A 25258-nucleotide genomic window follows, 5' to 3' on the forward strand; every position below is an offset into this window, starting at 1 on the left:
ATAAGGTGCTGCTTGTGGTAAAATGGACAATAACAGCCCGGCACATATTGCCGGGTTTGTTGTATTCACAATAAAAGGCAGCAGGGCAAAAAAAATATTTCGACTAACCATTCTCCTTTCAAAATAGATGTTAGTTTTGAGTAACGATGCACCAGCTACCGCAAGCATTCTTTGCTTGTACATCAGGATACTTATTTTGACGCCAAATCGATCATTTACGAAATCGTTTAAGCAAAAATCAAGAGGGATAATTTCGTGATCCCGTAAATACTTATCACATTTAAGATAAATTACTTAATATAGGCTCAGATTTATAAACCAGCCATATAAACCCTTTTACGAATGCACACGATCTCTACAGCCGACCTACTGGTGTTTTTCATTTATTTCATTATCGTATCGGTTTACGGGTATATGATATACCGGCGTAAAAAAACCGAGACCAACTCCAGTTCGCACAGCTTTTTCCTGGCCGAGGGTTCGCTTACCTGGTGGGCCATTGGCGCGTCTATTATTGCCTCCAATATATCGGCCGAACAATTTATAGGTATGAGCGGCGATGGCTTTTTCGCGGGGATAGCCGTAGCCGTGTACGAGTGGCTTGGCGCCGCGGCCCTGATCATTGTTGCGGTGTTTTTTATGCCTATCTACATCAAAAACAAAATATATACCATGCCGCAGTTTTTGCAGGACAGGTATAATAGTGGGGTGGCTTTGGTGATGTCTATCTTCTGGTTGTTTTTGTATGTGTTTATAAACCTTACGGCTATTTTGTACCTGGGTACTTTGGCTATTAACACTTTATTAGGCGGGGAGTATTTCCACCAGATATTAATTGGCCTGGCCATTTTCGCTGTAATTATAGCGCTTGGCGGCATGCAGGTGGTGGGCTATACCGATGTGATACAGGTAGCAGTACTGATTATAGGCGGACTGGCGATTACCTACCTTTCGCTTACCATTGTGAGCGATAAGTTTGGGTTCGGGCAGAATGCACTGGCGGGTTTTAAAGTACTGTTAAAAGATTCGCCCGATCACTTCCATCTCATCTTTAAAAAGCCGTTGCCAACCGCATCAGTCGAGAAAATAAGCAAGTACCTGATACTGCCCGGCTTTGCCATGTACGCCGGTGGCCAGTGGATAAGCAACCTTAATTATTGGGGCTGTAACCAATATATCACCCAGCGTGCTTTGGGCGCCAATTTACATACCGCGCGTACCGGTATCTTATTTGCCAGCTTGTTAAAAATACTGATGCCGGTAATAGTAATGCTGCCTGGCATAGTAGCCTTTGTGCTATACAGGCACGGGCATTTGCCGCAATTACTTAACGGAAGTAAAGACAGCGCTTATTCGGCCATGCTATCCTTTTTGCCGTCTGGATTAAAGGGCTTATCGTTAGCGGTGCTTACTGCTGCCATTGTAGCATCGTTAGCGGGTAAGGTGAATAGTATCGCTACCATTTTTACTTTAGATATCTACAAAAAGTACATGCAAAGCGCCGCCGGTGAACGCAGGATGGTTTGGGTTGGGCGCGCCGCTATTATTGTAAGCTTGCTTACCGCCATACTGCTAACCTGGCACGATACCCTGGGCATTGGCAGCGCGGGTGGGTATACCTTTGTACAAAAGTATTCGGCATTTGTTAGTCCGGGTGTGCTGGCTACATTTTTACTGGGTATGTTCTGGAAACGCACAACCGGGACGGCCGCTGTTGTAGGTATTATTGCGGGCTTTGCAGCATCGGTATTTTTTAACCAGTTTGCCATTACCGTTTTCGGCCCTGAAACATGGCTTTATACCGCGTTTAAAAACCCAGCCGGGGTTTACGAGATCCCTTTCTTTATCTCGTTGAGTTGGTCGTTTTTGATAACCTTCCTGTTAATGATAGGCATCAGCCTGTTCGGACAAAAAACAAATGGCAAGGCCATACAGGTTGATGCAGGTATGTTTAAACTAAAACCATCATCGGTGATGATGATAGCGGTAATATTGTTATTGCTTTCGGCTATTTATATCAGGTTCTGGTAAGGCAACTACATTAAATATAAAAAACGCCGCTAAGTGTTTGCTTAGCGGCGTTTTACATCATGGCAGTTTATCTTCAGGATGCTATCAGGCTGGCTTCACCGCCAAATGCATGGTCTATAGCAATCTTCCAGGTGCCATCTGCCTGTTGCTTCATTACTTCAATACCTTTGGCGCTTATTTTTACTTCGCTGCCATCGGTAATGCTCCATTCAGACCGGCCTACGGCAATGTTGCCGGTTTGCAGGCAATAAACTGTTTTTATTTCCATTTTGCCTTTAATAGCTAATATGGCTTTTACTGCTTCTTCAAACGCCGCCTTGCCCGATACCGGTTCGCCCGGCCCGGCTACAATAATACCGGTAACATCATACATGTTCATTACGGTGGCAACATCGCCGGTGTTGTAGGCAGCTGCAAGTGCGGTGTGGGCATCTTCGGCCCTTTTTGGTAGGTTCATTTTTTTTGAATTTATGTTATTGATTTAATTAAATACTTCCGATGACAGATCAGGAAAACATTGATGAGAAATTGGCATCGTCCATCACTGTTTTTGCCAGTTGGCCGGCTTGCTGATATACTTTGTTGAAAAGAAAAGGCCCCATACTTATCCTTTTTACCCCTAATCGTTCCAGGGCGTGAAAGCCCGGTAAATTGGGCATGCACATTACATTTATAGGCAGACTGGTGGCTTTAACTACACTTGCAATATCGGCGCTATTGGTAATGCAGGGCACAAATATCCCGTCGGCGCCCAAACTTTCGTAGCTTTTAATGCGGGTAAGCGTTTCGCTTAGCGCTGTCGGCATTCCCAACAGAAAAACGTCGGTACGGATATTTAAAAACATTTGCAGGTTATTCCGGCTGATATAATCGGCCACAGCCACAAGTATTTTTTGAAACCCCGCAATTGGTTGTAATTCACGGGTTGCAGCAGGGATGGTATCTTCCAGGTTCAGGCCAACCACACCCGCATCGTGCAGTTTGCTAATGTTTTCTAAAATGCCATCAATACTGCGGCTGTAACCACCTTCCATATCTACCGAAAAGGGAATGTTAACTACCTGTACCACTCTTTTAGCCACGCTAAGCAATACATCAAACGGCAGGTTTTCGCCATCGTCATAACCCATAGCGTTTGATAGCGCCTGGCTGGAAACGCCTATGGCCTGATAGCCATTAGCTTCAAATACCTTAGCGCTGTTTACATCCCAGATATTTCCTAAAAGAAAAGGTTTGGTGCTTTGATGCAGCTGTTTAAATTTTTGAAATGAGTTCATATGCTTTGTTTATTAATTTTTAATAAAACAAAGGTATCCCTGTGCTAAACCCGGAAATTGTATGAATCGGAACAGTGAGAAAAATTATTGGAGCAGCAGTTGGTTAACCGGCGTAAGGTTGTCCATATAGGCAGATGGGGTAAGCCCGGTAAACGATTTAAAATCCCTGATAAAGTGCGATTGATCGAAATAACCGCAGTGGTAAGCTATAGAAGTAAAAGGCAGGTTGTTTTTTGCAATAAGCTTTAAACTAAACTGAAAGCGGTTGATCTTATTAAAAGATGAAGGTGAAAGGCCGGTGTTTTGATAAATGAGCTTGTGCAGGTAACGGGTAGTAACGCCATATTTGGAGGCAATAAGCCCCAGGTTATCCTCGGCTGGATTGGTTTTAATAGTGGTTAAAATGTTGGCTACCTTATCAATTTTGAAATGCTTTTTTTCGTTCGAAATTAATCTTTTCAACAGGAAACCCTCTATAAGGGCTATCCGGCCTTGCTCGTCCTTTGTATCTAAAAGTTGTGCGTGAAGGATTTTTACCGGGCTTCCTATAACAGCGCTTAAATCGGTGATCTGATCGTTAAACAGGTTAATGCCATCATTAAAAAAATAGGCGGCCGAATGGGTGAAAAACTTTATACCAAGCATAGTATGCCTGCCTTTTGATTTAATGGCAAGCGGTTTGGTGATCTGTCCCCACAGTTCAATTTTAGGGGTTTGCAGGAAAGTGTCGTTAACTGCCGATTCCCAGGTACCTTCTCCCAAATTAAATATCACTTCCATATCGCCGCTTGGGAAAACAGTGTCTTCAAACTCAGTATCTTCATCAGATTGAAAGAGGTAGTAGTGCCTTACATAAGGCTTTAATACAGATGATGGAAGAAAGTGCTTGAATTCCATATAGTGAAATTACAGTTCTTTACAGTTTATTTGAAGTTATTTCCAAAAATAATATGCAGTTGAACTTTAAGATTGTACAAATCGGAACCAGGTTTTAATTATTTATTAAAAAAAAACTGATATTACCACATATTCTAAAATGCCTGAAACTTATAAATAACATTCATGAACCGGAAAAACTTCATCACTTCATTGGCAGCAGCCGGGGCGGCATTAACCACACTGGATAGCTGGGCTTTATCAACCGAAAATGCCGGTTTCAGGAAACATAAATTACCGCCTTATTTAAAACCAGGCGATACAATAGGCATTACCAGTCCGGCAAGTTATATCAGTTTAGCCGATGTGCAGCCATCGGTGCAGTTAATGGAAAGCTGGGGTTTTAAAATAGTAATGGGCAGTACCATAGGCAAAAAGGATTTCACCTACGGTGGTACCGACGATGAGCGCACGGCCGACTTTCAGCAAATGCTGGATAACCCCGATGTTAAAGCTATTATGTGCGCCCGCGGTGGCTATGGCTTTGTGCGGATCATCGACAGGTTAAACTTTAAGCAGTTTGCCAAACACCCCAAATGGCTGATAGGCTTTAGCGATATTACCGTGCTGCATTGCCATATTAACCGGCACCTTGGCATTGCTACGCTGCATTCAAAGATGTGCAACAGTTTCCCCAGCGATTGGGCCAAAGCCGAACCCATACAGGTAACTACTATTGAATCTATTAAACAAGCGCTGACCGGCGAAGCTTTAAAATACGCTGCGCCGGTATCAACTTATAACAGGCTGGGCAAAACCGAAGGGCAACTGGTAGGTGGTAACCTGAGCATGATCGCTACCTTATCGGGAACTAAATCCGATTTGGAGACCAAAGGCAAAATACTGTTTATTGAGGATACGGATGAATACCTGTACAGTATTGACCGGATGTTCTGGAACCTGAAACGTACGGGTAAACTGGATAAACTGGCCGGATTGATCATAGGCGGCTTTAAACTAAAACCCGATACCCCCGGCGAAGAATTTGGCAAAACCATTTACGATATCGTAATGGAGAAAGTTAAAGATTATGATTATCCGGTTTGCTTCGATTTCCCGGTAGGCCACCAGCGTAATAATGTTGCCCTGAGATGCGGTGTGCCGCATGTGCTGGAGGTAGGGGATAAGGGGAGTACCTTGGAAACGATTTATTAATAACATTTCCGTATCGGTAGAGTCATCGTATTTGCGCTGTTTTTCTCGAAAGTGTTTTCTGTGTGGAATTAGTAGGGATTTTTCCGCATTGTGCGGAAAAGACGCCCTGTTACTTTGCCTGATTGCGGCTTTGCTTAGTGAGTTTTAGTTGGATTGCTTTTTGTTAAGGAAAAATAGCGGCGGTATAAACCGATAGCCATAATCAACCCAAGCAAACACTGAACTGTGAAACCGATATATCTTATCTTACTATCTTTACTATTAGCCAGCTGTATAAAGGAAAGCATAACACCAACCTCTGGAAAAAACAATACCAGCGTTATTAAAGCAGATACCTTAAGCCGCAATACGGGCGCCATACAAAGCACCACCCCAAATACTTACGATTGGTATAATGGAACCACCGGCACCGCATTGATACAGGTTACCTGTAATAACTGCACGGCAATAGCCACTATAGGCAATATTACTACCCCATTTATATTTAACGAACAAGGGGTAGGGCAGCTTAAATATACACCAGCACCAGGCCTGATGATTTATATTGCTGTTTGTCCCGGCAGTGTTAAGGCAATTAAAGCTACTATCTTCGATGCTGCAAACACTTCGCTATACACTTATTCGGGCATCAGCGGTAATTGGAATGACACTTATATTGTTAAATAAGTTAATTTTCAATGGCTTAAATACCCCTGCTATGTTAGCCGTTGAATACAATCCTTCATACTGATCCTTACTCTCTTTTAGCTGCATTTGTCACCCCAATTCAAGATTTTAACATTTTGGAATAATCATTCCGTTATTGTATCTATATTTGGAACGTTCATTCCTAAATATAAAAACAAAAAATGAAAAAATTAAGCAATAAAGTAGCAGTAGTAACCGGCGCCTCAAAAGGGATTGGCGCTGGCATAGCTAAAAGTTTAGCCGCCGAAGGCGCAGCAGTAGTTGTAAATTATGCCTCGGCCAAAGAAGGCGCAGAGAAAGTAGTAGCCGATATTGTAGCAGCCGGTGGTAAAGCCGTGGCAATACAAGGCGATGTAGCCAAACAAGATGATGTTAACCGTTTATTTGCCGAAACGAAAGCCGCTTTTGGTGAGGTGGATATATTGGTAAATAATGCCGGCGTTTACCAGTTTGGCACTATTGAACAAATTAATGAAGAGGAGTTTCACCGCCAGTTTAACACCAACGTGTTAGGTTTATTGCTGGTAACCCAGGGCGCAGTAAAAAGCTTTGGCGACCGCGGCGGAAGTGTAATCAACATAAGCTCTACCGTAACCCGTATTACGCCTCCGGGAAGCAGTATTTACACCGCGACAAAAGGCGCTGTGGATTCCATTACCCAGGTACTATCTAAAGAACTTGGGCCGAAAAAGATCCGTGTAAACGCTATTAACCCGGGCATGGTGGAAACTGAAGGGGCGCATGCTGCAGGTTTTATTGGCAGCGATTTTCAAACCAGTATTGAACAGCAGGTACCGCTTGGCCGTATCGGCCAGGTTGATGACATTGCACCTATTGCCGTGTTCCTGGCTTCTGACGATTCTGGCTGGCTGACTGGCGAAACTATTATCGCCAGCGGCGGTATGCGTTAAGCCGGAACAATCATTCCTGAAAATTTAATAGCTTTGTCCTTTTACAGGACAAGGCTTTTCTGCTATGGCACGTACAAAAGATTTTAACGAAGAAGAAGTTTTAAAAAAGGCGGTCTGCCTTTTTTGGGACAAAGGCTATAACGGCACGTCCATGCAGGATTTGGTTGATGGCCTGGGCATTAGCCGTTCCAGTTTGTACGATACTTTTGGCGATAAACACCAGCTATACCTTAAAGCTTTGGAAACTTACCAGCAAGGTTATGGGCAACAACTATGCGCACTTATTGGCAAAGCGCCGTCAGCCAAAGCCGCTATCAGGGAACTGCTTGAACTGGTAGCCCGCGACCTGTTGGGCGATAAGCAGCGCAAAGGCTGTTTTGTGGTGAATGCAGGTATTGAAATGGCATCGCACGATAAGGAGGTGAACGGTATGATCTGCCAAAGCGAACAACAATTGGAGCAGGCATTTTTAAAAGTTATTCAAAACGGTCAGCAAAGTGGCGAACTTGATAAAAAACAGGATGCACAGGCCATAGCACGTTTTTTTAATAACACGGTTAAAGGTATGCAGGTGTCGGTAAAATCAACCAGCAATGCCCGGTTCTTCCAGGATATTATCGACACGGCGCTTAGCGTGCTTGGATAATAATTACAGCTTTAAGCAAAACAATATAAATAAAGCATGCCCCATAACAGGGCATGCTTTTTTGTCATGTTTATCACGGTACGTTATGATGTGTGTATGATGTCCAGCCCAGGAAGCCTACATCGCCGCCAGGCAAGCCATAGGGGTCTTGCAGGTTGCGGATATAGCCGGTTTCGGTAGTATGCCAGTGGCGGTCGGCAATCTCTATACCGGGCCATATCGGGTTAGACGGGCTTCCGCTTGGCGAGCAAGGCGGGAAAACCGTACCCTTTATCAGCTTGTACTGATAGTTATAACCAGTCAATAAACGCGAGCTGCTGCCATCGTATACCGATTGGTCGCCAAATTGTATCACCGCCAGGTTTGCCGCATAAGTAAAACCTGTAAGCGAATATTGGAAGTGCACATAATCATTATGCGAGCCGCATATCTCGCCATTCATTGAACCATCCGATGCGATGACCAGTGGGAGCATGTTTTTAATAATGGTAAGTCCGTTGTCGTAAACGGTTTGGCTATCCTCAAAAATACCAATAGCCATTTTAGCATACCCCTGGGATACATTCCAGTTGTTGTTGTAATTGGGTGTGTTATTGATATAGTTGTCTTTTAATTTGTTGATAAACACCTTGAACTGGTTGTCCTCGGCAGTGGTCCAGCCGCCGGTTTGGCCATTAGGCAGGTGGTAGTACTTAATAATTTCAGCTGCCGCACAAAAAGTTGGTGTGGCCCACGATGCTTCCAGCGCGCCCTGGTTGGGGTTCGGGTTGGTGCCGCCCACAACAATATTCTGGAATGCATTTGCCCAGCCGTCGAGCATTTGTTTTACGGTAGTGGCGTAGGCGCTGTTGCCTGTTTTAGCCCAGCGGAGCGCCAGCGCGTACGATAGTAAGGCATCACCTTTAAAGTTGGTCTCATCCTGCGTGCCTGCGCTTGATGCAACGGTAATTGTAGCTTTATAACCATTGCTTGGGCTATGGGTATCGCAATAATTGGTGACCAAATTATAGGCCGCCACCCTGTCGGGGTTGGTATTGTTATTTACTTCGTTGGCAATATAGGCCAGGCTGGCCTGGGTATTCAGGATACCGGGGTGTACAAAAGCTGTAGCCTGTGTTTTTAATGCTGGTGGGTTTTCGGTGCTGGCAGCCGGCTGTGCGGCCTCGCCTTTTTTGGTGCACTTAGTTAAAAGCAGTCCTGCCGATAACAGCGCCAGGCAGCATAATGAAAAGTAAGACAATTGTTTTTTTCTCATAATGGTAAAAGTTAGTTATTGGTTAATAAAAAATTTAGCACACGGTTCCCTGGTTAAAGGGTTGGAGCGGTTCTAAATACTTATAAATTGGTTTATGAGAGCAGGCTGCCCGAATACAAATCTATTGTAATTGATTGACTAATAGCAAATTGTATTTTAACTGATACGCTTGAAACACAAAATGTATTTGTACTAAACGGTCATTTTAAAAGCGGTTACCAAGAAAAAAAAATGAAAATATTTTAACCGATACGCCTGGTGCGCATATAGTTGATAGCTGAACCCATTGTGCATAACTTAAATGCCGGGGGCGCTGTTTTTATAAAACAGCATTTTTTGGCGTTAAAGCATCCGGGTTTTGTAATAAAAACGGCTTCCGGGGCCTGCAGCTAAACATTTTAAATATTTATATGTAGTAATAGAAATATTTAAAATGGTAAACACTATAGTTGATTTTGATAAACTGTTGCGTCAGGTAAAAAAGTTTGTAATATCCTATTACAGATCTTACGCCGACCCACGATACGTATATCATAACGTTGGGCATACGCGCGATGTAGTGGCAGCGGCAAAGCAGATAGCCGACCACTATCAATTAAACGAAACCGATTATTTTGCTGTGATGACCGCAGCCTGGTTTCATGATACCGGCTATGTTACCGGCACAACCGAACATGAAGAGAAAAGTGCTGTAACCGCGATGGATTTTTTACGCGGATTTGAATTGGATGAGCCCATTTTAAAAAATATTACCGATTGTATTTTAGCTACGAAATTACCGCAAGCGCCCCAAAACCTTTTGCAAAGCATTATTTGCGATGCTGATCTGTTCCACTTTGGAACAAGTGATTTTGAACGCAAAAGCAAATTACTGCGCCAGGAATTTAAAGAATTGCATAACGAGGATATCAGTAAAAATGACTGGCGTATAAAAAGCGTGGAAATGATGGAAGCGCACGAATACCATACCGATTATTGCCGGGTGCTGTTAAATGAAGGTAAGGAACGGAACCTGCAACTGTTAAAAGATAAAATTGAAAAGGTTGAGGACAAAAAACAAAAGCAAGCACCGGCACAAAAGGCAACGGGCTTAGCCCCTGATGATAAACAGATATTCTCGGGGGAGGGGAATGATAAGCAGGAACTGAGCAAGGGCGTGGAAACTATGTTCAGGCTAACATCAACCAACCATCAGCGCTTAAGCAACATGGCAGATAGTAAAGCGCATATTATGATATCGGTTAATGCCATTATTATCTCCCTGCTGTTAAGTTTATTACTGCGAAATATCGGCGCGCACCATAACCAGCTGATACCGGCTATTATGCTGCTCACCGTTAACCTGGTTACAATCGTATTCTCTATTTTGGCCACCCGGCCAAACATATCCGAAGGAACATTTACCCAAAAGAATATTGAAGAACGCGATGTTAACCTGTTGTTTTTTGGCAACTTTTACAAAATGGCGCTTGATGACTATAAAGCAGGCATGGTCACCATGATAAAGGATAACGAGTTTTTATACAGCAGCCTTATTATCGATGTATATTCGCAAGGGATTGTGCTGGGGCGTAAATATCGCTTATTACATATAGCCTATAATGTGTTTATGTTTGGGTTAGTTATTTCTGTTATCGCATTTGTAATTTCTGCTTCTATAAAATAAATCAGGTTCACACAATAATTCAGGCTATCCGGATCACATCAAACCCCTATTAAAAATGAAAACAAAGTTTATTTTTAGCGTAATAACCCTCACAAGTTTTATAACGCTGTTATCCTGCATTCAAAAACAAATCAGCAGCAGTCCTATAGGTTACAATTTTGCAAAGCCGGTTAAGTATAATGTGCCCGCGCAGCTAAGCGAGATATCGGGTATAGCCTTTAACAAGGGGAAAAGTAATATCATTTACGCTGAAGATGACGAGAATGGGCGCGTGTACTTTTTCCGCGAAGGCGATAAAAACGTAAAGTTCACAGAGTTTAAAGAGACAGGCGATTTCGAAGACATCGCTATTTGTAATAACCAGGTGATTATGCTGCAAAGCAAGGGAGTATTATTCACTATCCCGCTAACCGAAATTGGTAAACCTGTAACTGAAAAAGCCCACAAAAATAAAGATCTGTTACCCGATGGTGAATATGAAGGTATGTATGCCGACGAGAATACCAGTGAAGTGTATGTTTTGTGTAAACATTGCACTACAGACAAAACAAGCAAGGAAAGCAGCGGGTTTATTTTTAAGTTAGCCAGTGATGGCACACTAAAGCAAAGCGGCGATTTTAAGATAAATGTAAAGCACATTGAGGGGTTGCTGGGTGTGGATAAAATCAGCTTTCATCCATCGGCTTTGGCGCGTAGCCCGCTTAGTAACGATTGGTATATCCTGTCGTCGGTTAATAAGATATTGGTGGTGGCCGATGCTAAATGGAAAATACGTGAGGTTTATAAACTCGATCAAAACCTGTTCACTCAGCCGGAAGGTATGGCTTTTGATAGCGCGAACAATTTATATATATCAAACGAAGGGCACGCGCCGCAGCCAGGCAACATCCTGAAGTTTATGTATAAGAAGCAATAGTTATTTTTAATGAAGAGACTGGTCCTATTTCCCCTGTTATTATTAGTATTTTCCCTGCACGCCCAGGATTCTGTTAAGTACCGTATTATCCTGATAGGCGATGCCGGCGAACTTGGTAAGCAGCAAAAAGGCGTACTAAGCAGTGCTGCCGCTAATGTGCTGGAAAATAAAACCACAGTGCTTTACCTTGGCGATAATATCTATCCCACAGGTATTGGACTGCCGGGCAGTAAAGAGGAAGAAACAACTAAAAATATCCTGCGGTCGCAGTACCAGCCTATGCGCGCTGCCGGGGCGCCGGTTTATTTTATACCCGGTAACCACGATTGGGACCGGATGGGCCCAAAAGGCCTGGCTAAAGTAAAACGCGCGGGCGAGTTTTTGGCTGAACAAAAAGATACCCTGCTTAAAATGGCGCCGGCAAAGGGTTGCCCAGATCCCACGGAAATAAAGATTAACGACGATTTGGTAGTTATTGCTTTCGATTCGGAATGGTGGCTTTACATTTATAACAAGGATAACCCCGATGCTGATTGCGATTGCAAAACCAATGATGAAGTTATTGGCCGGTTTAAAGAATTGCTGTATAAAAACCGCGATAAGATCATCATCCTGGCCGACCATCATCCCTTTGATACCTACGGGCACCATGGCGGCAGCTATATTTGGCAGGATTACCTGTTCCCGCTAACCTCTGTAAAAAGCAGCTTGTATATACCTCTGCCGGTAATAGGCGCTTTATATCCGTTTTTACGAAGTACTTTTGATAACCCCGAGGATAACGGGCACCCCTTGTACAAAACGATGATCAAGGGGATAGACCGCGTATTTACGCTCGATTCAAACGTGGTGCGTGTTGCCGGGCATGAACATGGCCTGCAATTTATAAATGATGAAGGGGTAATACAGGTGGTAAGCGGTTCGGGCGCTAAACGGGCGGTAGTAAAAAAGGGCAAACATTCGTTATTTGCCCTAAGGGAAGCCGGTTATGTTACCCTTGATTTAATGCTGAACAAAAGTATGCGCTTTACCTACTATGCAAATAACGCCAAGGATAGCGTTTTTAAAAAGGTGTACACCTACAGCAAGCCATTTATCCCGGTACATATTCCTGTTGAAAAAAGTGACGTGGTAATGAAAGAGGATAGTATTACCGTATCGGCACACCCGTCTTTTAATAAAGTAAGTAAACTGCACCGCCTGGTTTATGGTGAAAACTACCGAAAGGAGTGGGCCGTAAACGCACGCCTGCCTATCATAAAACTGCACTCGTACCAGGGCGGGCTAACCCCGGTAAGGCTTGGCGGCGGCCACCAAACTGAATCGCTTTTATTGAAAAATAAAGAAGGTAAAAACTATATTTTAAGCAATATTGAAAAATATCCATACATGCTGTTGCCGCAACAATTAAGGCAAACCTTCTCAAAATCGTGGTTAAAAGATGCCATGTCGGCACAATTTCCGTATGGCGCTGTTGTAGCTGCAGAAATTGCCCGGGCTGTTAAAGTAAACCATACTACACCAACCATAGGCTGGGTAGCACCCGATGCACATTTTGGTTATTATGAGACACAGTTTGCCGGCAAAATATGCCTGATAGAGGAACGCGAACCGGGCGATAGTTCTATCAATACAGGTAATATGATAAAGTTGCTTAATGCCAGCGATAACAACCGTATTGATAGCGTGGAATTTTTTAAAGCCCGTTTGCTGGATTGGTTTTTGGGCGACTGGGATGAACACGAAGACCAATGGCGCTGGCAATACAAGCGAAGGGGCAATGTTAACTATTATACCGCAGTACCGCACGATAGGGCCGAAATGTTCTTCATTAACCAGGGGGTTATCCCAAGTATTGCATCGCGGCGGTGGGTGGCGCGATATTTAAAAGGGTATAATGGCGGCTACAGGACGATAAACGATTTTTTTGAGAACGACCATACCCTGAATACACGGTTCATGACCCAGATAGGTTATGATCAATGGATGCAGGTTACCCGCAGCTTTGCTGCCGCGCTTACCGACGATGTTTTAGAAAACTCATTAAAAAAACTGCCGCTGGCGGTATACCGCATCAGGCATAGGCAGTTAATGGCCCTGATGCGCGAAAGACGTGATAAGCTTGTTGCAGCAGCCGAAACCTATTACCGCTTTTTTAATCACCGGGTTGATGTTAAACTTTCAGATCAGGGCCAGGTTGTATCTGTAAAAGATACGCTTAACGGCGCTTTGGTAATTACTGCACGCAGGGCCAGGTACCGCGGTAAAAGTGTTTTGTTTTCAAGGGTGTTCGACCCGAAAATAACCAAAGAAGTAAGGCTGTATATTTCAAAAGGCGATGATAGTGTGCTGGTAGATCAGAAAGTATCCAAAATAAAGGTTAGGATTATTGGGGGTAACGGGCATAAATTATATAATATAGTTAATGCTGGTCCAAAGGTTAATGTATACGAAAAGCTGAACACCGCAACCTTTACGGGGCCGGCCCAGGACAGGGTAGATAAGCATCTGTCAAACGATACTTCAAACATTGGTTACGTGCCAACTAATTTATACCATACTATATTGCCGCTATTTCAAACAGGCTATAATTTTGATGATGGCTATTATTTTAATGTGGGCTTTAAATATATCCATCAGGGTTTCCGTAAATTTCCCACCAGCACGCAGGAGGCTGTTTACGGGCATTCTGTTGCCAGCGGCGAATCAAGGCTTAGCTATAACGGCAGTTGGGTTAACGCTTTTGGTAAAGCCGATGCTGAGATTGCCGTGAATGCTTATTTCCCCAAAGTGATCAACTTTTTTGGGCGCAGCAACCAGCCTGAATTTAATAAGGTTGGCGATTACAATAATTATTACCGTGCTAAATTTAATTTTTACACGGTAGATGCTACCGTCCGTTTTCAAAACCTTGATGGTACTATTATTTTAAGGCTGGGCCCTTCTGTGCAATATTATCACCCCGTTAGCGAAAATCTGGGGCGTTTAGTATCAAACCCCAATTTGATCCACACTTATGATAGCGCGACGGTGAACAACGATAAAGTGCACGCGGGCATAGTTGCTACCTACATTGATGATAAGCGTAACAATAAGGTATTGACAGATTGGGGCGTATATGTAAATGTGCGTATCCAGGCTTATGCCGGGGTTGGCGGTAACAGCCGCTCGTTCATTCAGGCCATACCTGAAGCCCGTTTGTATAAAAGTGTCGATACCAAATCTAACTTTGTAATAACCGAACGGATAGGCGGCGGTTTAACATATGGTAGAACAACTTACTATCAATCGTTGTTTTTAGGGGGCGAGGATAATCTTCCCGGATTTAAACAGGATAGGTTTGCCGGACAGCAAATGATGTTTAACAACCTGGAAGCAAGGATAAAACTAACTGATTTTTTACCATACATCCTGCCCGGTCAGTTTGGGTTAACAGCCGCCCATAATATTGGGCGTGTGTGGGTTAAGCGTGAGTTTTCTACCGAGTGGCATAACAGCTTCAGCGGGGGCATTTACATATCGCCATCAGATATGGCCTTGTTTCAGTTAAAAGGCGGTTATTCTAAGGAAGGCTTTTATCCGTATGTTAATTTTAGTTTGACTTTTTAAACATGCATAACAAGTTAATTAATATTAAGGCATTTTTAAAACTGGAGGATATGATAGCACATCAGCTATCCTTCAGGCCCTTTATTAGTTATCTTAAACACAGGGTAGAGGTTGAAAAAACCATCAAATCGGAATTTTACCGTTTTGTATTAAATAAATTCAGGGCATATCCGCAATTTGAAACCGACTGCATAGGGGCGGAGGAAGCGGCAGGGTATACCAATTTGCTTGAATTGGTTTATACCGTACTATCACCGACAATTGAGGATGAAGGCTCTTTATTCTGGGCTATCGGAAACCCATTCCGTTCTAAAATAGTTTTTAGTACCGATGCCTTTTACACTTTTATAGAAGGCCGTAACCAACACGATCAGAAAAATATTTTAAGCGATTCGGCCCTCAAACAGCGACAGATAGATTTCCTTTACAGGTTAATACTGCAAAAATTATACAATTTCCCACCCGATACCGGGCACGATAATGTTTATGCGCTGCCTGATAAAAAGAACGGGCTGATAAAATATTACCGCGTACATAACGATGTAAGGTTTATTGATGTAATAGCCAAGGGTAAACTGCCCGAGATAAATCCTGAAATGATAGAGCCTTTTTTGTATGAAGGGGCGGATATGAGCATACTGAAGGATATTATTCCCTTAGACATGTTCCGGCTGGAGGGCTTTACCGTGATCACTATACACGATATCACAGCCAAACATTCAATAGAAACCATCAGGCATGCTTTGATTAACAATACGCCTAAAACAAAAGATCTTTACAAGAATATATTAAGCGCGTTGCAAACTTTATCGGGTAACCCATCGGTACAGTTTGGGTTAATGCCCTTTATCAGGGTTAACAACCAATTAGTTTTTGACCCGCCCGAGTGTAAAAACAGTATGCTGGTAAGAACAGGTAAAAAGCGCGGCGTTTTTACCTGCGAGTTCCTTTCGTTTATTAAAGATTATATTCAGAAGCCCGAGGCGATGTTTTTTATCACCCTGTCTGATAAGAAAATTGCCCAATACCCATTTCTAAAGCGGCTGAAGGATGCAAACATCAGGTCGTACGTTATCATCCCGGTTTATTATAACCGTCATTTGGCCGGCGCATTAGAGATATTTTCCGAGCAAAAAGTTGTTTTTTACGAGAAGCTTTTATCGCGCCTGCAAAACGCCATACCATTATTGTCGCAATTGCTGCATAATACATCCGAACAGTTCACCGAAAGGCTGCAGCGTATTATAAAAACAAGCTTTACAAACCTGCAACCAGCGGTTGAATGGAAGTTTAACGAGGCTGCCTGGCATTACCTGATAGCCGGGCAAAAAAACAGTAAGTCGGAAATGGAACTGGTATCCTTTCATAATGTGCACCCGCTATACGGCGCTATTGATATCAGAGATTCCACTATACAGCATAATAAAGCGTTGAAGCAGGATATAAAAATATTGATAGATAAAATTGCTGACCTGCTGAAGCATTTAAAACAGGTAATACCAAATAAACGCGCAACCGCAGATTTGGTAAAAAAACATACGCAATGGCTTTCGGACATACGTGTATTTGAAAGGGCTAACGATGAGGCCATGCTTAACGAACTGCTAAAAGGTACTATTAACCCATACTTTTTTGCTTTACGCCACAAATACCCGGTTGCTGAAAAACTGATATGCGACTATGAAAAGGCTGTTGATGAAACAGGATTGGTATATCAGCACCGCAGTGCTGTAGAAAAATCTATAAAGATGATCAATAGGGCTATGGGCAATTATTTTGATGCTGCACAGGTTAAACTGCAAAAAATATATCCCTGCTATTTTGAAAAATTCAGATCGGACGGGATAGAATACGACGTATATACCGGGCAAAGCCTGGCCCCCGATTTGCCATTTAAGGATAAGTACTTAACCAATTTTAGGAAATGGCAATTAAAAGCTATGATAGATGTAGCTAAAATAACCCGTAAGCTTGAAACTAAAATGCCTGTTCCGTTGCAAACCGCTTCGCTGATATTTGTGCACTCAAGCCAGATAGACATTTGTTTCAGGAATGACGAACGCCACTTTGATGTAGAGGGGTATTACAATATAAGGTATGAGGTGATAAAAAAACGGATAGATAAAGTTCATTTAAAAAGCACAAAGGAAAGATTGACACAGCCGGGGAAAATTGCCTTGGTTTACTTTAACAATACCGAGGCCGAGGAATACATTGCTTTAATAAAACAATTTCAAAAAGACGGGAGCCTGAAAAAGGACATGGAGTTTGTTGAATTAGAAAATTTGCAGGGCGTAACCGGGCTTAAAGCCTTGCGGGTGAGCATACAATTGTAGGCTTGCTGAAAATATAAATTTGCATAATACTAACATTTAATAAATATTAGTGTTATGCATTAATATTTACACACTGGGCAAATTGGGCAGCAATTAGTGGGTAAATAACAACAAATAACCATGTTTACAAAAAAAACCTATTCTGCGTTCATATTAACTTTATCCATTATCGGCATTGCAGGTGTTGCTTTTGCACAGCAAAAGGTTTTGGGCGATAGTATTAAAATTGCCGTTTACCCGCCCTATAACAAGGTAAGTGCCCTACATAGAACGTTTTGGGGCAAAAACTACCGCACGCTTTGGGCTACACCAGTTAACATGAAGGTGTTTTATCTTGAAAAAGAAAAGGGGGGCTTAACCATAACTGATATGGGCGGCGGTAAGCAAACCCGTTCGCTGCAATTAACCGATGCCGCAGGACACCAATGGGCTTTACGTTCTGTACAAAAATTCCCCGAAAGGGCATTGCCTAAAGATCAGCGGCATACCGTATTAAAAGCTATTTTACAGGACGAGGTAACTACATCTAACCCATACGCCGCGCTTGCGGTACCGCCACTGGCTGATGCCCTTAACATTCCGCATAGCAACCCGGTATTTGTTTACCTGCCAGACGACCCTGCCTTAGGCCAATACCGTAAAGAATTTGCCAACCATGTTTACCTGTTTGAAGAACGTGAACCGCTTGATGGCACAAAAACATACAAAACAGAAAAGGTACAGGAAAAGCTACAGGATGATAACGATAACCGCATTGACCAAAAGCAACTGCTGCGCGCCCGCCTGCTGGATATGATTATGGGTGACTGGGACAGGCACGGCGACCAATGGCGCTGGGAAAAGGAAGATAGTGGCAAAATTAATTTATATCAACCTATTCCAAAAGACAGGGATAAGGTTTTCTATTCAACATCGGGTGTCTTCCCATTCTTTGCCGCTCTGGCCAACCCGCAACTGCAGCCTTTTAAAAACCATATCAGCAAAATAGAATTCTGGAATAAAAACGCCATTTACTTTGATTTTTATTTCCTTAACCAATTAAGCAAAACCGACTGGGAAGAACAAATAGCTTACGTGCAAAGCAAACTTACCAATGAATTGCTGGCTAGCGCTGTGAAAAAACTACCTGCCGATATTTACAAATTGACCGGCAGGGAAACAACTGAAAAACTGATAGCGCGCCGTAATAATATCAAGCACGACGCATTGGAATATTATCTTTTCCTCGCTAAAAATGTAGATGTATCAGCATCGGATAAAAAGGAACAATTTACAGTTAACGAACTGGATAACGGCAGCCTCGATGTTACCATGCGTGCAGTTAAAAAAGATGACAGCCTGGGCAAAGTTGTTTACCACCGCATTTTACAACCGGGTGAGACCAAAAGTGTGCGCCTGTATGGCATGGGCGGTAAGGATGTATTTATGGTAAAGGGCCATGTGCCCTCGCCAATAAAGGTACGGATGATTGGTGGTGATGGAGAAGACCGTTTTATAATAGACAGTACTTTGTTTAACCGGCGCAAACTGGTTGTTTTTGATAGGTCGGATGAGAAAAATGAACTGCCGCCGCACCGTTTAGCCAGTGTAATGACTTCCAAAGATACCAGTGTAAATACATACGATAAGTATAACTTTAAATACGATTTGTACCTGCCTAAGGTAGGCATAGGTTATAATACTGAAGATGGTGTGCGGCTGCAGGTTGGCTATGCTATTGAAAAGCATGGCTTCAGGGATAGCCCGTATGTTTATAAACAAGAACTTAGCGCGGGTTATACACTATCAAAAAGCTCGTTTATTTTCACTTATGCGGGCGATTTTAAAAATTTCATTGGTACAAGCGGCCTTAACGTCAACGTCATCGGCCGTGGCCCAAACAATGTAAACAGTTTTTTTGGTTACGGCAACAATTCGGTATTTGTGAATGAAGGGACAAAGGAGTTTAATTACTACCGCAACCGGTACGATCATATCGACGCCGACATCAGGATATACCAGCAACATAAAAAATGGAAGATCAGCGAAGGGGTGATAGGGCAGTATTATACCAGCAATTTGGCTACCAACGTAAACCACTATTTTTTTGAATATAACCAGCAACACCCGGCAGATGATTTTTTTGCCACCAAGGCATACGGCGGCTTGGTATTAGGTGCCGAATTTGATACCAGGGACAACACAACCTGGCCCACTAAAGGGATATACTGGACCACCAAAATAACGGGTTTAACGGGTATAAATATAAAAGATCACACCAACGGGCAAATATTTACCACCTTCAACTTTTACTTAAATCCCGGCGGCGACTCTACATTTGTAATAGCTAACCGTATTGGCGGCGGGGTATTTATCGGGCATGGCGAGTTTTTTCAGATGATGAATTTAGGTGGCCCATTCAGCTTGCAGGGATACCATACCAGCAGGTTTATAGGTAAACAAATGGCATTTAACAATACTGAATTACGTTTAAAGCTATTTAAATTTAACACCTACATATTCCCGGGTACATTAGGGCTTATAGCTTACAATGATGCCGGCAGGGTATGGTTACCCGGCGAAAGTTCGGACACCATACACGATGCTTTTGGCGGCGGGTTATTCATCACCCCATATAACAAAGTGATGCTATCGGCAGTAATAGGGCAAACTACTACCGGTGCCGATGGCAGCTTGCTTTACCTCTCGGCCGGCGTAAGGTTTTAACATAAACCCCTACAGGCTTTAACACATTTATTGTAGTTTAGCTTTGAATATACCAGTGCATCAAAACCATTGGTTCAGGTGCTACAATGGCCGTGGAATGGTAGGTGGCACCTGCAACAGATAGTGCGGCCTATGTTTTTTAACATAATGACTATTTCTATAAAAAAAATTATTTCGGCTATTTGGCTGCTGATGTTGTGTTGCGCCTTTGCAAAAGGACAGGACAGTGCGATTTCGGTAAAGATCAACCTGTCGAAGAGCTATCAGCACATCAATAACTTTGGCGCGTCCGATGCCTGGTTGTGCCAGTTCATCGGTAATTGGCCCGATGAGAAGAAAAATAAAATTGCCGATCTGCTTTTCAGCGCTGATATGCTCGCTAATGGATCGCCCAAAGGTATTGCTTTATCATTATGGCGGTTTAATATAGGCGCGGGCAGTGCACAGCAGGACCAGCAAAGCGGTATTAAGGACGAATGGCGCCGGGCAGAATCATTTTTAAATACCGACGGTAGTTATAACTGGCAAAAGCAAGCTGGGCAAATATGGTTTTTAAAAGCCGCCAAAGCGCGCGGCGTCAATCAGTTTTTGGGTTTTGCCAATAGCCCGCCAACGCAGTTTACCATTAACGGTAAAGCCTTTGCCAATGCCGGAAAAACAAACCTATCTACGGATAAGTACAAAGCTTTCGCCGAATATCTCTCAAGCATTGTAAAAGGCATTGCACAGGCAAGCAAGGTTAAGTTAAATTACATTAGTCCGGTAAACGAACCACAATGGGATTGGAGTGATGGCGGACAAGAAGGCTGCCCTTATAACAATATAGAAATAGCAGGCTTGGTGAGGGCGATTGACAAGGCTTTTATAAAAAATAAAACAGGGGCAAAAGTGCTTATAGCAGAGGCGGGAAATATTAATTATTTGCTTGCCAGTGGCGATAAACCCGGGAAAGGTAACCAGTTAAATGATTTTTTCCATCCCGCATCGGTCAATTATATAGGCAATTTGCCAAGTGTGAATAAAGCCATTGCAGGGCATAGTTACTTCACTACTTCGCCTAAAGCCCTGGCAATAAAAAAACGCCTGGCCCTGGCCGATAGCATTGCTGCTCGCAATATAGATTTCTGGCAATCTGAATATTGTATTTTAGGCGATAATGCCGGCGAGATTGATGGCAGGAAACGCGACCTGGGTATTGATGCAGCCTTGTACCTTGCAAGCGTAATCCATACTGATCTGACGGTGGCTAATGCATCGGCCTGGCACTGGTGGACTGCCATCTCGGCCTACAATTATAAAGATGGGCTTATATATGTAGATAAGAACAAAACAGACGGGAATTATTACGATAGCAAAATGCTTTGGGTCCTGGGCAATTATAGCAGGTTTATAAGGCCAGGCGCTGTAAGGGTTGATGCTACAGTAAAGGGAAACATGGCCTTAAAGGAACCACTGTTAGTTTCGGCATTTAAAAATGGCAAAAATATCACAGTGGTTATCGTTAATCAAAACATGAATAATGCACTGGTTAACTTAAACATTAATGATAATATTGGGCTGTTAAAAAGCTATACAACATCGCAAACCAAAAACCTGGAAGCAAATAATATTGCTTACGGAAAAAATAAAGATACAATGTTAATACTGGCCCGCTCTGTAACTACTTTAACAGGGGTTACTAAATAATGCCTGCCAAATGAATATACCAACTTTAGATATCCAATTTAACCATCACCATGACTGCTAAAGAACTATTTACACTTTCAGTTATCCTGCTATTGCATTTTGGCCTTAAAGCCCAGCAACACATCTTTAACTTAAGCGATTCGGTTTTTGTGCTGGATGGTAAGCCTTTCCAGATGAAGCATTTATAATTGGGCCATGTATTCCCTGCCTTTTAGTAATGTAAATAAAATTGTTTACAGCGCTAAAAAGGCAGGCGATATGCCGGTGGTAAAAAAGGGGACATTCAATCTTTCAGCCGTTGCAAATACTTACCTTGATATGAGCCATTACGGAAAAGGAGTAGTTTGGGTTAACGGCCATAATTTAGGCAGGTATTGGTCGGTAGGGCCACAGCAGACGCTTTAAGTACCGGCTGAATGGCTAAAAAAGGACAAAACGATATTGTAGTATTTGAACAGCTGAAAAACGATATTTATACTTTAAACAGTATTAAAACACTGATATTGAATAAGCTACAGTAAGTATATTTACAATTGATTATTGAACGGAATATGAACAACACTAATTCACACGATGAGCGTATCGCCAAAATGGTTTTTGCCTCGGTCTACCCGTTGTATCTTACCAAAGTGGAAAAGAAAGGCCGAACGAAAGCAGAGTTGGATGAGGTGATTACATGGCTAACGGGCTTCAATCAGAAACAACTCGCAGAGTTTATGGAGAAGAAGGTAACTTTTGAAACTTTTTTCGGACAGGCTACACTAAACCCTAACGCAGGTCTTATTACGGGTACTATCTGCGGGTACCGTGTAGAGGAGATCAGCAACCCTTTGACACAGCAGGTACGGTATTTGGATAAGCTGGTAGATGAGTTAGCCAAAGGAAAAAAGATGGAGAAAATACTGCGTAAATAAGCGCATTCCCTCATATAAAAAAATGCCGTAAGTCATGGTTAACTTACGGCATTTAATTTACGTGTGGTTCACAGGATCGCTGTCCACTTATTTAAATGCAATTTTATAACCGGAAACCTTCCATCCCGGAGAACTTTCGGGCTTTGAGATGACCAAAGCATCGCCTTCCTGTACCCATTTTAACTTTTCCTTACTGCCCAGCAGCGTAACCGATGCGATGGGCTTATCCAGGTACTTTGAATTTCTGCCAAGTGAAGTGATCCGGACCTCGCCTGCAGGCGTATTCATGCAGAACGCGTACAGATTACCATCCTTGGTTGTAAAACGGATATCGGTTGCTTGATAAGCACGGGTATCGCTTAAGCCGCCAAACCTTCCCTTGGTTTGATTCGTTTTTACCGTAGAAGGCCCTTCTCCATAAATTTTCCAGGGTCGTGTAGCATAAATTCCCTCCCCGTTCGCCGTGGTCCAGTCACCTATTTTATTTACAATAGTCAATACATCTGGTTCCAGATCGCCCTCAGGGGTTTGCACTACGTTGATGAGCAGGTTGCCATTTTTACTGATAATGTCTATCAATAATTGAGCGATATCATCAGCACTCTTATATTTCTGTCCGGTTTTGTAAAACCAGTCGCCTATTGAAGTATCGGTTTGCCACGGAAACGGGCTGATCGAATCCAACACGCCTCGCTCCACATCTTGCGCCCATTTACCCTCCGAAGGCTGTTTTGGCGTGTACACGCCGGTCAATTTACCGCTATTGTGCCGGATGTTATCGTTATAAAAATGCGCGACCATCGTACGACCAACGTCGCCAAATGGCAGCGGACTGTCAGAATAAAGCAGATCAGGATGGTAAAGATCGATAAGTTCATTGACATCGATCAACCATTCCTGCTGCCACGCGGAATTACCGGTGATCCATTTTTTTATATCCGAAGAATCGGGGTTGGGCTGATGATAAAGGTCGGCATATTTGGGATCTGTGCCGTCATAAGGAATTCCCGCGTAGGGGCCGGTCTTATCCGCCCCGTGGCTGGGCTGGAACCAGTTAAAACTCGCCGCTAAATGTTCCGAAACACCGAACTTAAGGCCTTCTTTTTTGGCCGCTTTTTGCCACAGGCCTACGACATCCTTGTGTGGTCCCATGTTCACAGAATTCCATTGATGCACCTTTGAGTGCCACAAAAAGAAATTGTCGTGATGGGATCCCATACTGACGAAATATTTCGCCCCAGCTTTTTTGTAAAGCGCCATGAGTTTTTCAGGATCCCATTTTTCCGCTTTCCATAGGGGGATGATATCCTTATATCCGAACTTGGAAGGTGGACCGTAATTGGCGATATGGTATTTGTTTTGGCCGCTGCCCTGCATGTACATATTTTTGGCATACCAATCGCCCTGGCGCGGTACCGCCTGGGGACCCCAGTGAGACCATATACCAAATTTGGCATCGCGAAACCATTCCGGGTATGCATACTGCTTTAGTGATTCATCGTATGGTTGAAATCTACCACTGGTTTGCGAACGGGCCTGGAGTACCAAAATAAAAGCTGCTACAGCAATAAGTAATACTTCTTTTTTCATTATATTTTTTGATAGCTATATTTCATTGAGACGTTGATCATTTCCAGCCGGGTTTCGACAAAGCCCTATATAATTGGTTGTCGATTTTATAGTGGTTCAAAGGTGTTTTTAAAAGAGTAAAGCCTTAACAATCAGCATGTTAAGGCTTTAAATTTTACTCTCGGTACCCAGCGCCGGAGTCGAACCGGCACGGTTTCCCACAGGTGTTTGAGACCAGCGCGTCTACCAATTCCGCCAGCTGGGCATTCCGTAGAACAAGTCTTTTGTTCAGAATCGGGTTGCAAATGTATCTAAACTCTCTTTAATCCGCAACAAATATTTCAATCTGTAATAAATATCTGCAATCTTGTTCAGCCTGTCTTCTTTTGCGGTATCGCTTAGCGTTTCATAATCAGCGGTTAATACATCAAGGGCGCTTTGCAGGTCGTTCTCAACGGCCAATGCTTCGGCAGTTATATCGCCCAGTTGTTCCGCATTTTCAACTTCCATTAAGCGCTCGTTAATATCCATCATCTCCATTAAAAAGTCGGCGGGTAGTTGGGGTTTAGCACCTTCCGAGATCAGGTTGTGTGTGCGCAATATGTATTCCAAGCGTTTAGCCGGGTCGTTCAGGGTATAATAAGCTTTATTGTTCAGGGTAGATAGTTCCAGTATCTCTTGTTGGCGTTCATCACTTTCGGTAGCATAAAAATCGGGGTGATATTCCTTGCTCAGGCGATAGAACTGCTTCTTCAGCAAAGCCAGGTCGGGGTTAAATGATTCCGGTATATTGTAAAACTCAAAATAGTTCATAGTCAGGCAAAGTTAAGGAAAGAAGTCGGTAAGTCAGAAAGCCCGCCAAGCTGAAAGTATGTATCTTATCCGCTGGTTACTTTCTGGCTCCGGGCCTTGCGCACTTCCTGACTGAAAAAAAATCCCCATCTTTGCACCAAATGCT

At 43.0% G+C, this 25258-nt stretch carries 20 protein-coding genes and 1 tRNA gene; 14 read left to right on the forward strand and 7 right to left on the reverse strand.

Features of this window, described 5'->3' with window-relative positions; genetic code table 11:
* Positions 1–342 precede the first annotated feature (342 nt).
* On the forward strand, positions 343–2031 hold the full coding sequence (locus IRJ18_RS05510; RefSeq protein ID WP_194105196.1) for a sodium:solute symporter family transporter: 1689 nt from the start codon (positions 343–345) through the stop codon (positions 2029–2031).
* A 73-nt stretch (positions 2032–2104) separates the two neighbouring features.
* Here the strand turns inward: IRJ18_RS05510 and IRJ18_RS05515 are convergent, their stop codons facing one another.
* From IRJ18_RS05515 to IRJ18_RS05525, 3 genes are all read right to left on the reverse strand, one after another.
* Entirely contained in the window at positions 2105–2488 is a 384-nt protein-coding gene (locus IRJ18_RS05515) for a YybH family protein (RefSeq protein ID WP_194105197.1), read from the reverse strand.
* 49 nt (positions 2489–2537) lie between these two features.
* A complete protein-coding gene (locus IRJ18_RS05520; RefSeq protein WP_194105198.1) occupies positions 2538–3308 on the reverse strand; it encodes an isocitrate lyase/PEP mutase family protein in 771 nt (256 codons plus the stop codon).
* 84 nt (positions 3309–3392) lie between these two features.
* On the reverse strand, positions 3393–4205 hold the full coding sequence (locus tag IRJ18_RS05525; RefSeq protein ID WP_194105199.1) for a helix-turn-helix domain-containing protein: 813 nt from the start codon (positions 4203–4205) through the stop codon (positions 3393–3395).
* A 165-nt stretch (positions 4206–4370) separates the two neighbouring features.
* Here IRJ18_RS05525 and IRJ18_RS05530 point away from each other — a divergent pair, with 165 nt between their 5' ends.
* The 4 genes from IRJ18_RS05530 to IRJ18_RS05545 all read left to right on the forward strand — a co-directional run bounded on the left by IRJ18_RS05530 (position 4371) and on the right by IRJ18_RS05545 (position 7643).
* Complete coding sequence (locus IRJ18_RS05530) at positions 4371–5399, forward strand: S66 peptidase family protein (RefSeq protein WP_194105200.1); 1029 nt, start codon at positions 4371–4373, stop codon at positions 5397–5399.
* A gap of 225 nt (positions 5400–5624) precedes the next feature.
* A complete protein-coding gene (locus tag IRJ18_RS05535) occupies positions 5625–6065 on the forward strand; it encodes a hypothetical protein (protein WP_194105201.1) in 441 nt (146 codons plus the stop codon).
* Positions 6066–6247: 182 nt separating this feature from the next.
* Complete coding sequence (locus IRJ18_RS05540; protein ID WP_194105202.1) at positions 6248–6997, forward strand: SDR family NAD(P)-dependent oxidoreductase; 750 nt, start codon at positions 6248–6250, stop codon at positions 6995–6997.
* A 64-nt stretch (positions 6998–7061) separates the two neighbouring features.
* Complete coding sequence (locus IRJ18_RS05545; RefSeq protein ID WP_194105203.1) at positions 7062–7643, forward strand: TetR/AcrR family transcriptional regulator; 582 nt, start codon at positions 7062–7064, stop codon at positions 7641–7643.
* A 73-nt stretch (positions 7644–7716) separates the two neighbouring features.
* Here the strand turns inward: IRJ18_RS05545 and IRJ18_RS05550 are convergent, their stop codons facing one another.
* Positions 7717–8898: an alginate lyase family protein gene (locus tag IRJ18_RS05550; RefSeq protein WP_194105204.1), complete on the reverse strand. Its 1182-nt coding sequence runs from the start codon at positions 8896–8898 to the stop codon at positions 7717–7719.
* A 433-nt stretch (positions 8899–9331) separates the two neighbouring features.
* On the opposite strand from IRJ18_RS05550, the gene IRJ18_RS05555 reads away from it, so the two are divergent.
* The 9 genes from IRJ18_RS05555 to IRJ18_RS05595 all read left to right on the forward strand — a co-directional run bounded on the left by IRJ18_RS05555 (position 9332) and on the right by IRJ18_RS05595 (position 22731).
* Complete coding sequence (locus tag IRJ18_RS05555) at positions 9332–10564, forward strand: Pycsar system effector family protein (RefSeq protein WP_194105205.1); 1233 nt, start codon at positions 9332–9334, stop codon at positions 10562–10564.
* Between the two features lie 55 nt (positions 10565–10619).
* Positions 10620–11480 (forward strand): SdiA-regulated domain-containing protein, encoded by an 861-nt coding sequence (locus IRJ18_RS05560; RefSeq protein ID WP_194105206.1) that lies wholly within the window; start codon positions 10620–10622, stop codon positions 11478–11480.
* Positions 11481–11489: 9 nt separating this feature from the next.
* Complete coding sequence (locus IRJ18_RS05565) at positions 11490–15089, forward strand: metallophosphoesterase (RefSeq protein ID WP_194105207.1); 3600 nt, start codon at positions 11490–11492, stop codon at positions 15087–15089.
* A gap of 2 nt (positions 15090–15091) precedes the next feature.
* Positions 15092–17425 carry a hypothetical protein gene (locus IRJ18_RS05570; RefSeq protein WP_194105208.1) on the forward strand — a complete coding sequence of 778 codons (2334 nt, stop codon included), beginning with the start codon at positions 15092–15094 and terminating at the stop codon, positions 17423–17425.
* 120 nt (positions 17426–17545) lie between these two features.
* The gene (locus IRJ18_RS05575) at positions 17546–20131 is read left to right on the forward strand and encodes a BamA/TamA family outer membrane protein (RefSeq protein WP_194105209.1); all 2586 of its coding nucleotides are present in this window, start codon (positions 17546–17548) and stop codon (positions 20129–20131) included.
* A gap of 147 nt (positions 20132–20278) precedes the next feature.
* Positions 20279–21817 carry a glycoside hydrolase gene (locus IRJ18_RS05580; RefSeq protein WP_228072572.1) on the forward strand — a complete coding sequence of 513 codons (1539 nt, stop codon included), beginning with the start codon at positions 20279–20281 and terminating at the stop codon, positions 21815–21817.
* 50 nt (positions 21818–21867) lie between these two features.
* Positions 21868–22005 (forward strand): hypothetical protein, encoded by a 138-nt coding sequence (locus IRJ18_RS05585; protein WP_194105210.1) that lies wholly within the window; start codon positions 21868–21870, stop codon positions 22003–22005.
* Between the two features lie 7 nt (positions 22006–22012).
* Positions 22013–22222, forward strand: a complete 210-nt coding sequence (locus IRJ18_RS05590; RefSeq protein WP_194105211.1) for a hypothetical protein — start codon at positions 22013–22015, stop codon at positions 22220–22222.
* A 146-nt stretch (positions 22223–22368) separates the two neighbouring features.
* Complete coding sequence (locus IRJ18_RS05595) at positions 22369–22731, forward strand: DUF2200 domain-containing protein (protein ID WP_194105212.1); 363 nt, start codon at positions 22369–22371, stop codon at positions 22729–22731.
* Between the two features lie 87 nt (positions 22732–22818).
* Here the strand turns inward: IRJ18_RS05595 and IRJ18_RS05600 are convergent, their stop codons facing one another.
* The 3 genes from IRJ18_RS05600 to hscB form a co-directional block, all read right to left on the reverse strand.
* On the reverse strand, positions 22819–24321 hold the full coding sequence (locus IRJ18_RS05600) for an alpha-L-fucosidase (RefSeq protein ID WP_194105213.1): 1503 nt from the start codon (positions 24319–24321) through the stop codon (positions 22819–22821).
* Between the two features lie 164 nt (positions 24322–24485).
* Positions 24486–24565, reverse strand: a tRNA-Leu gene (locus IRJ18_RS05605).
* A 23-nt stretch (positions 24566–24588) separates the two neighbouring features.
* A complete protein-coding gene (hscB, locus tag IRJ18_RS05610) occupies positions 24589–25113 on the reverse strand; it encodes a Fe-S protein assembly co-chaperone HscB (RefSeq protein ID WP_194105214.1) in 525 nt (174 codons plus the stop codon).
* Positions 25114–25258 lie beyond the last annotated feature (145 nt).

The sequence above is a fragment of the Mucilaginibacter boryungensis genome (genome assembly GCF_015221995.1).
In the GTDB taxonomy this organism is placed as follows: domain Bacteria; phylum Bacteroidota; class Bacteroidia; order Sphingobacteriales; family Sphingobacteriaceae; genus Mucilaginibacter; species Mucilaginibacter boryungensis.

Excerpts from the sequence above, each read along its gene's own strand:
- IRJ18_RS05555 (WP_194105205.1), top strand. The coding sequence starts at position 9,332 with ATGGTAAACACTATAGTTGATTTTGATAAACTGTTGCGTCAGGTAAAA.
- IRJ18_RS05550 (WP_194105204.1), bottom strand. The coding sequence starts at position 8,898 with ATGAGAAAAAAACAATTGTCTTACTTTTCATTATGCTGCCTGGCGCTG.
- IRJ18_RS05545 (WP_194105203.1), top strand. The coding sequence starts at position 7,062 with ATGGCACGTACAAAAGATTTTAACGAAGAAGAAGTTTTAAAAAAGGCG.
- IRJ18_RS05595 (WP_194105212.1), top strand. The coding sequence starts at position 22,369 with ATGAACAACACTAATTCACACGATGAGCGTATCGCCAAAATGGTTTTT.
- IRJ18_RS05515 (WP_194105197.1), bottom strand. The coding sequence starts at position 2,488 with ATGAACCTACCAAAAAGGGCCGAAGATGCCCACACCGCACTTGCAGCT.
- IRJ18_RS05570 (WP_194105208.1), top strand. The coding sequence starts at position 15,092 with ATGCATAACAAGTTAATTAATATTAAGGCATTTTTAAAACTGGAGGAT.
- IRJ18_RS05590 (WP_194105211.1), top strand. The coding sequence starts at position 22,013 with ATGTATTCCCTGCCTTTTAGTAATGTAAATAAAATTGTTTACAGCGCT.
- IRJ18_RS05565 (WP_194105207.1), top strand. The coding sequence starts at position 11,490 with ATGAAGAGACTGGTCCTATTTCCCCTGTTATTATTAGTATTTTCCCTG.
- IRJ18_RS05510 (WP_194105196.1), top strand. The coding sequence starts at position 343 with ATGCACACGATCTCTACAGCCGACCTACTGGTGTTTTTCATTTATTTC.
- IRJ18_RS05560 (WP_194105206.1), top strand. The coding sequence starts at position 10,620 with ATGAAAACAAAGTTTATTTTTAGCGTAATAACCCTCACAAGTTTTATA.
- IRJ18_RS05585 (WP_194105210.1), top strand. The coding sequence starts at position 21,868 with ATGACTGCTAAAGAACTATTTACACTTTCAGTTATCCTGCTATTGCAT.
- IRJ18_RS05530 (WP_194105200.1), top strand. The coding sequence starts at position 4,371 with ATGAACCGGAAAAACTTCATCACTTCATTGGCAGCAGCCGGGGCGGCA.
- IRJ18_RS05580 (WP_228072572.1), top strand. The coding sequence starts at position 20,279 with ATGACTATTTCTATAAAAAAAATTATTTCGGCTATTTGGCTGCTGATG.
- IRJ18_RS05575 (WP_194105209.1), top strand. The coding sequence starts at position 17,546 with ATGTTTACAAAAAAAACCTATTCTGCGTTCATATTAACTTTATCCATT.
- hscB (WP_194105214.1), bottom strand. The coding sequence starts at position 25,113 with ATGAACTATTTTGAGTTTTACAATATACCGGAATCATTTAACCCCGAC.
- IRJ18_RS05520 (WP_194105198.1), bottom strand. The coding sequence starts at position 3,308 with ATGAACTCATTTCAAAAATTTAAACAGCTGCATCAAAGCACCAAACCT.
- IRJ18_RS05600 (WP_194105213.1), bottom strand. The coding sequence starts at position 24,321 with ATGAAAAAAGAAGTATTACTTATTGCTGTAGCAGCTTTTATTTTGGTA.
- IRJ18_RS05540 (WP_194105202.1), top strand. The coding sequence starts at position 6,248 with ATGAAAAAATTAAGCAATAAAGTAGCAGTAGTAACCGGCGCCTCAAAA.
- IRJ18_RS05525 (WP_194105199.1), bottom strand. The coding sequence starts at position 4,205 with ATGGAATTCAAGCACTTTCTTCCATCATCTGTATTAAAGCCTTATGTA.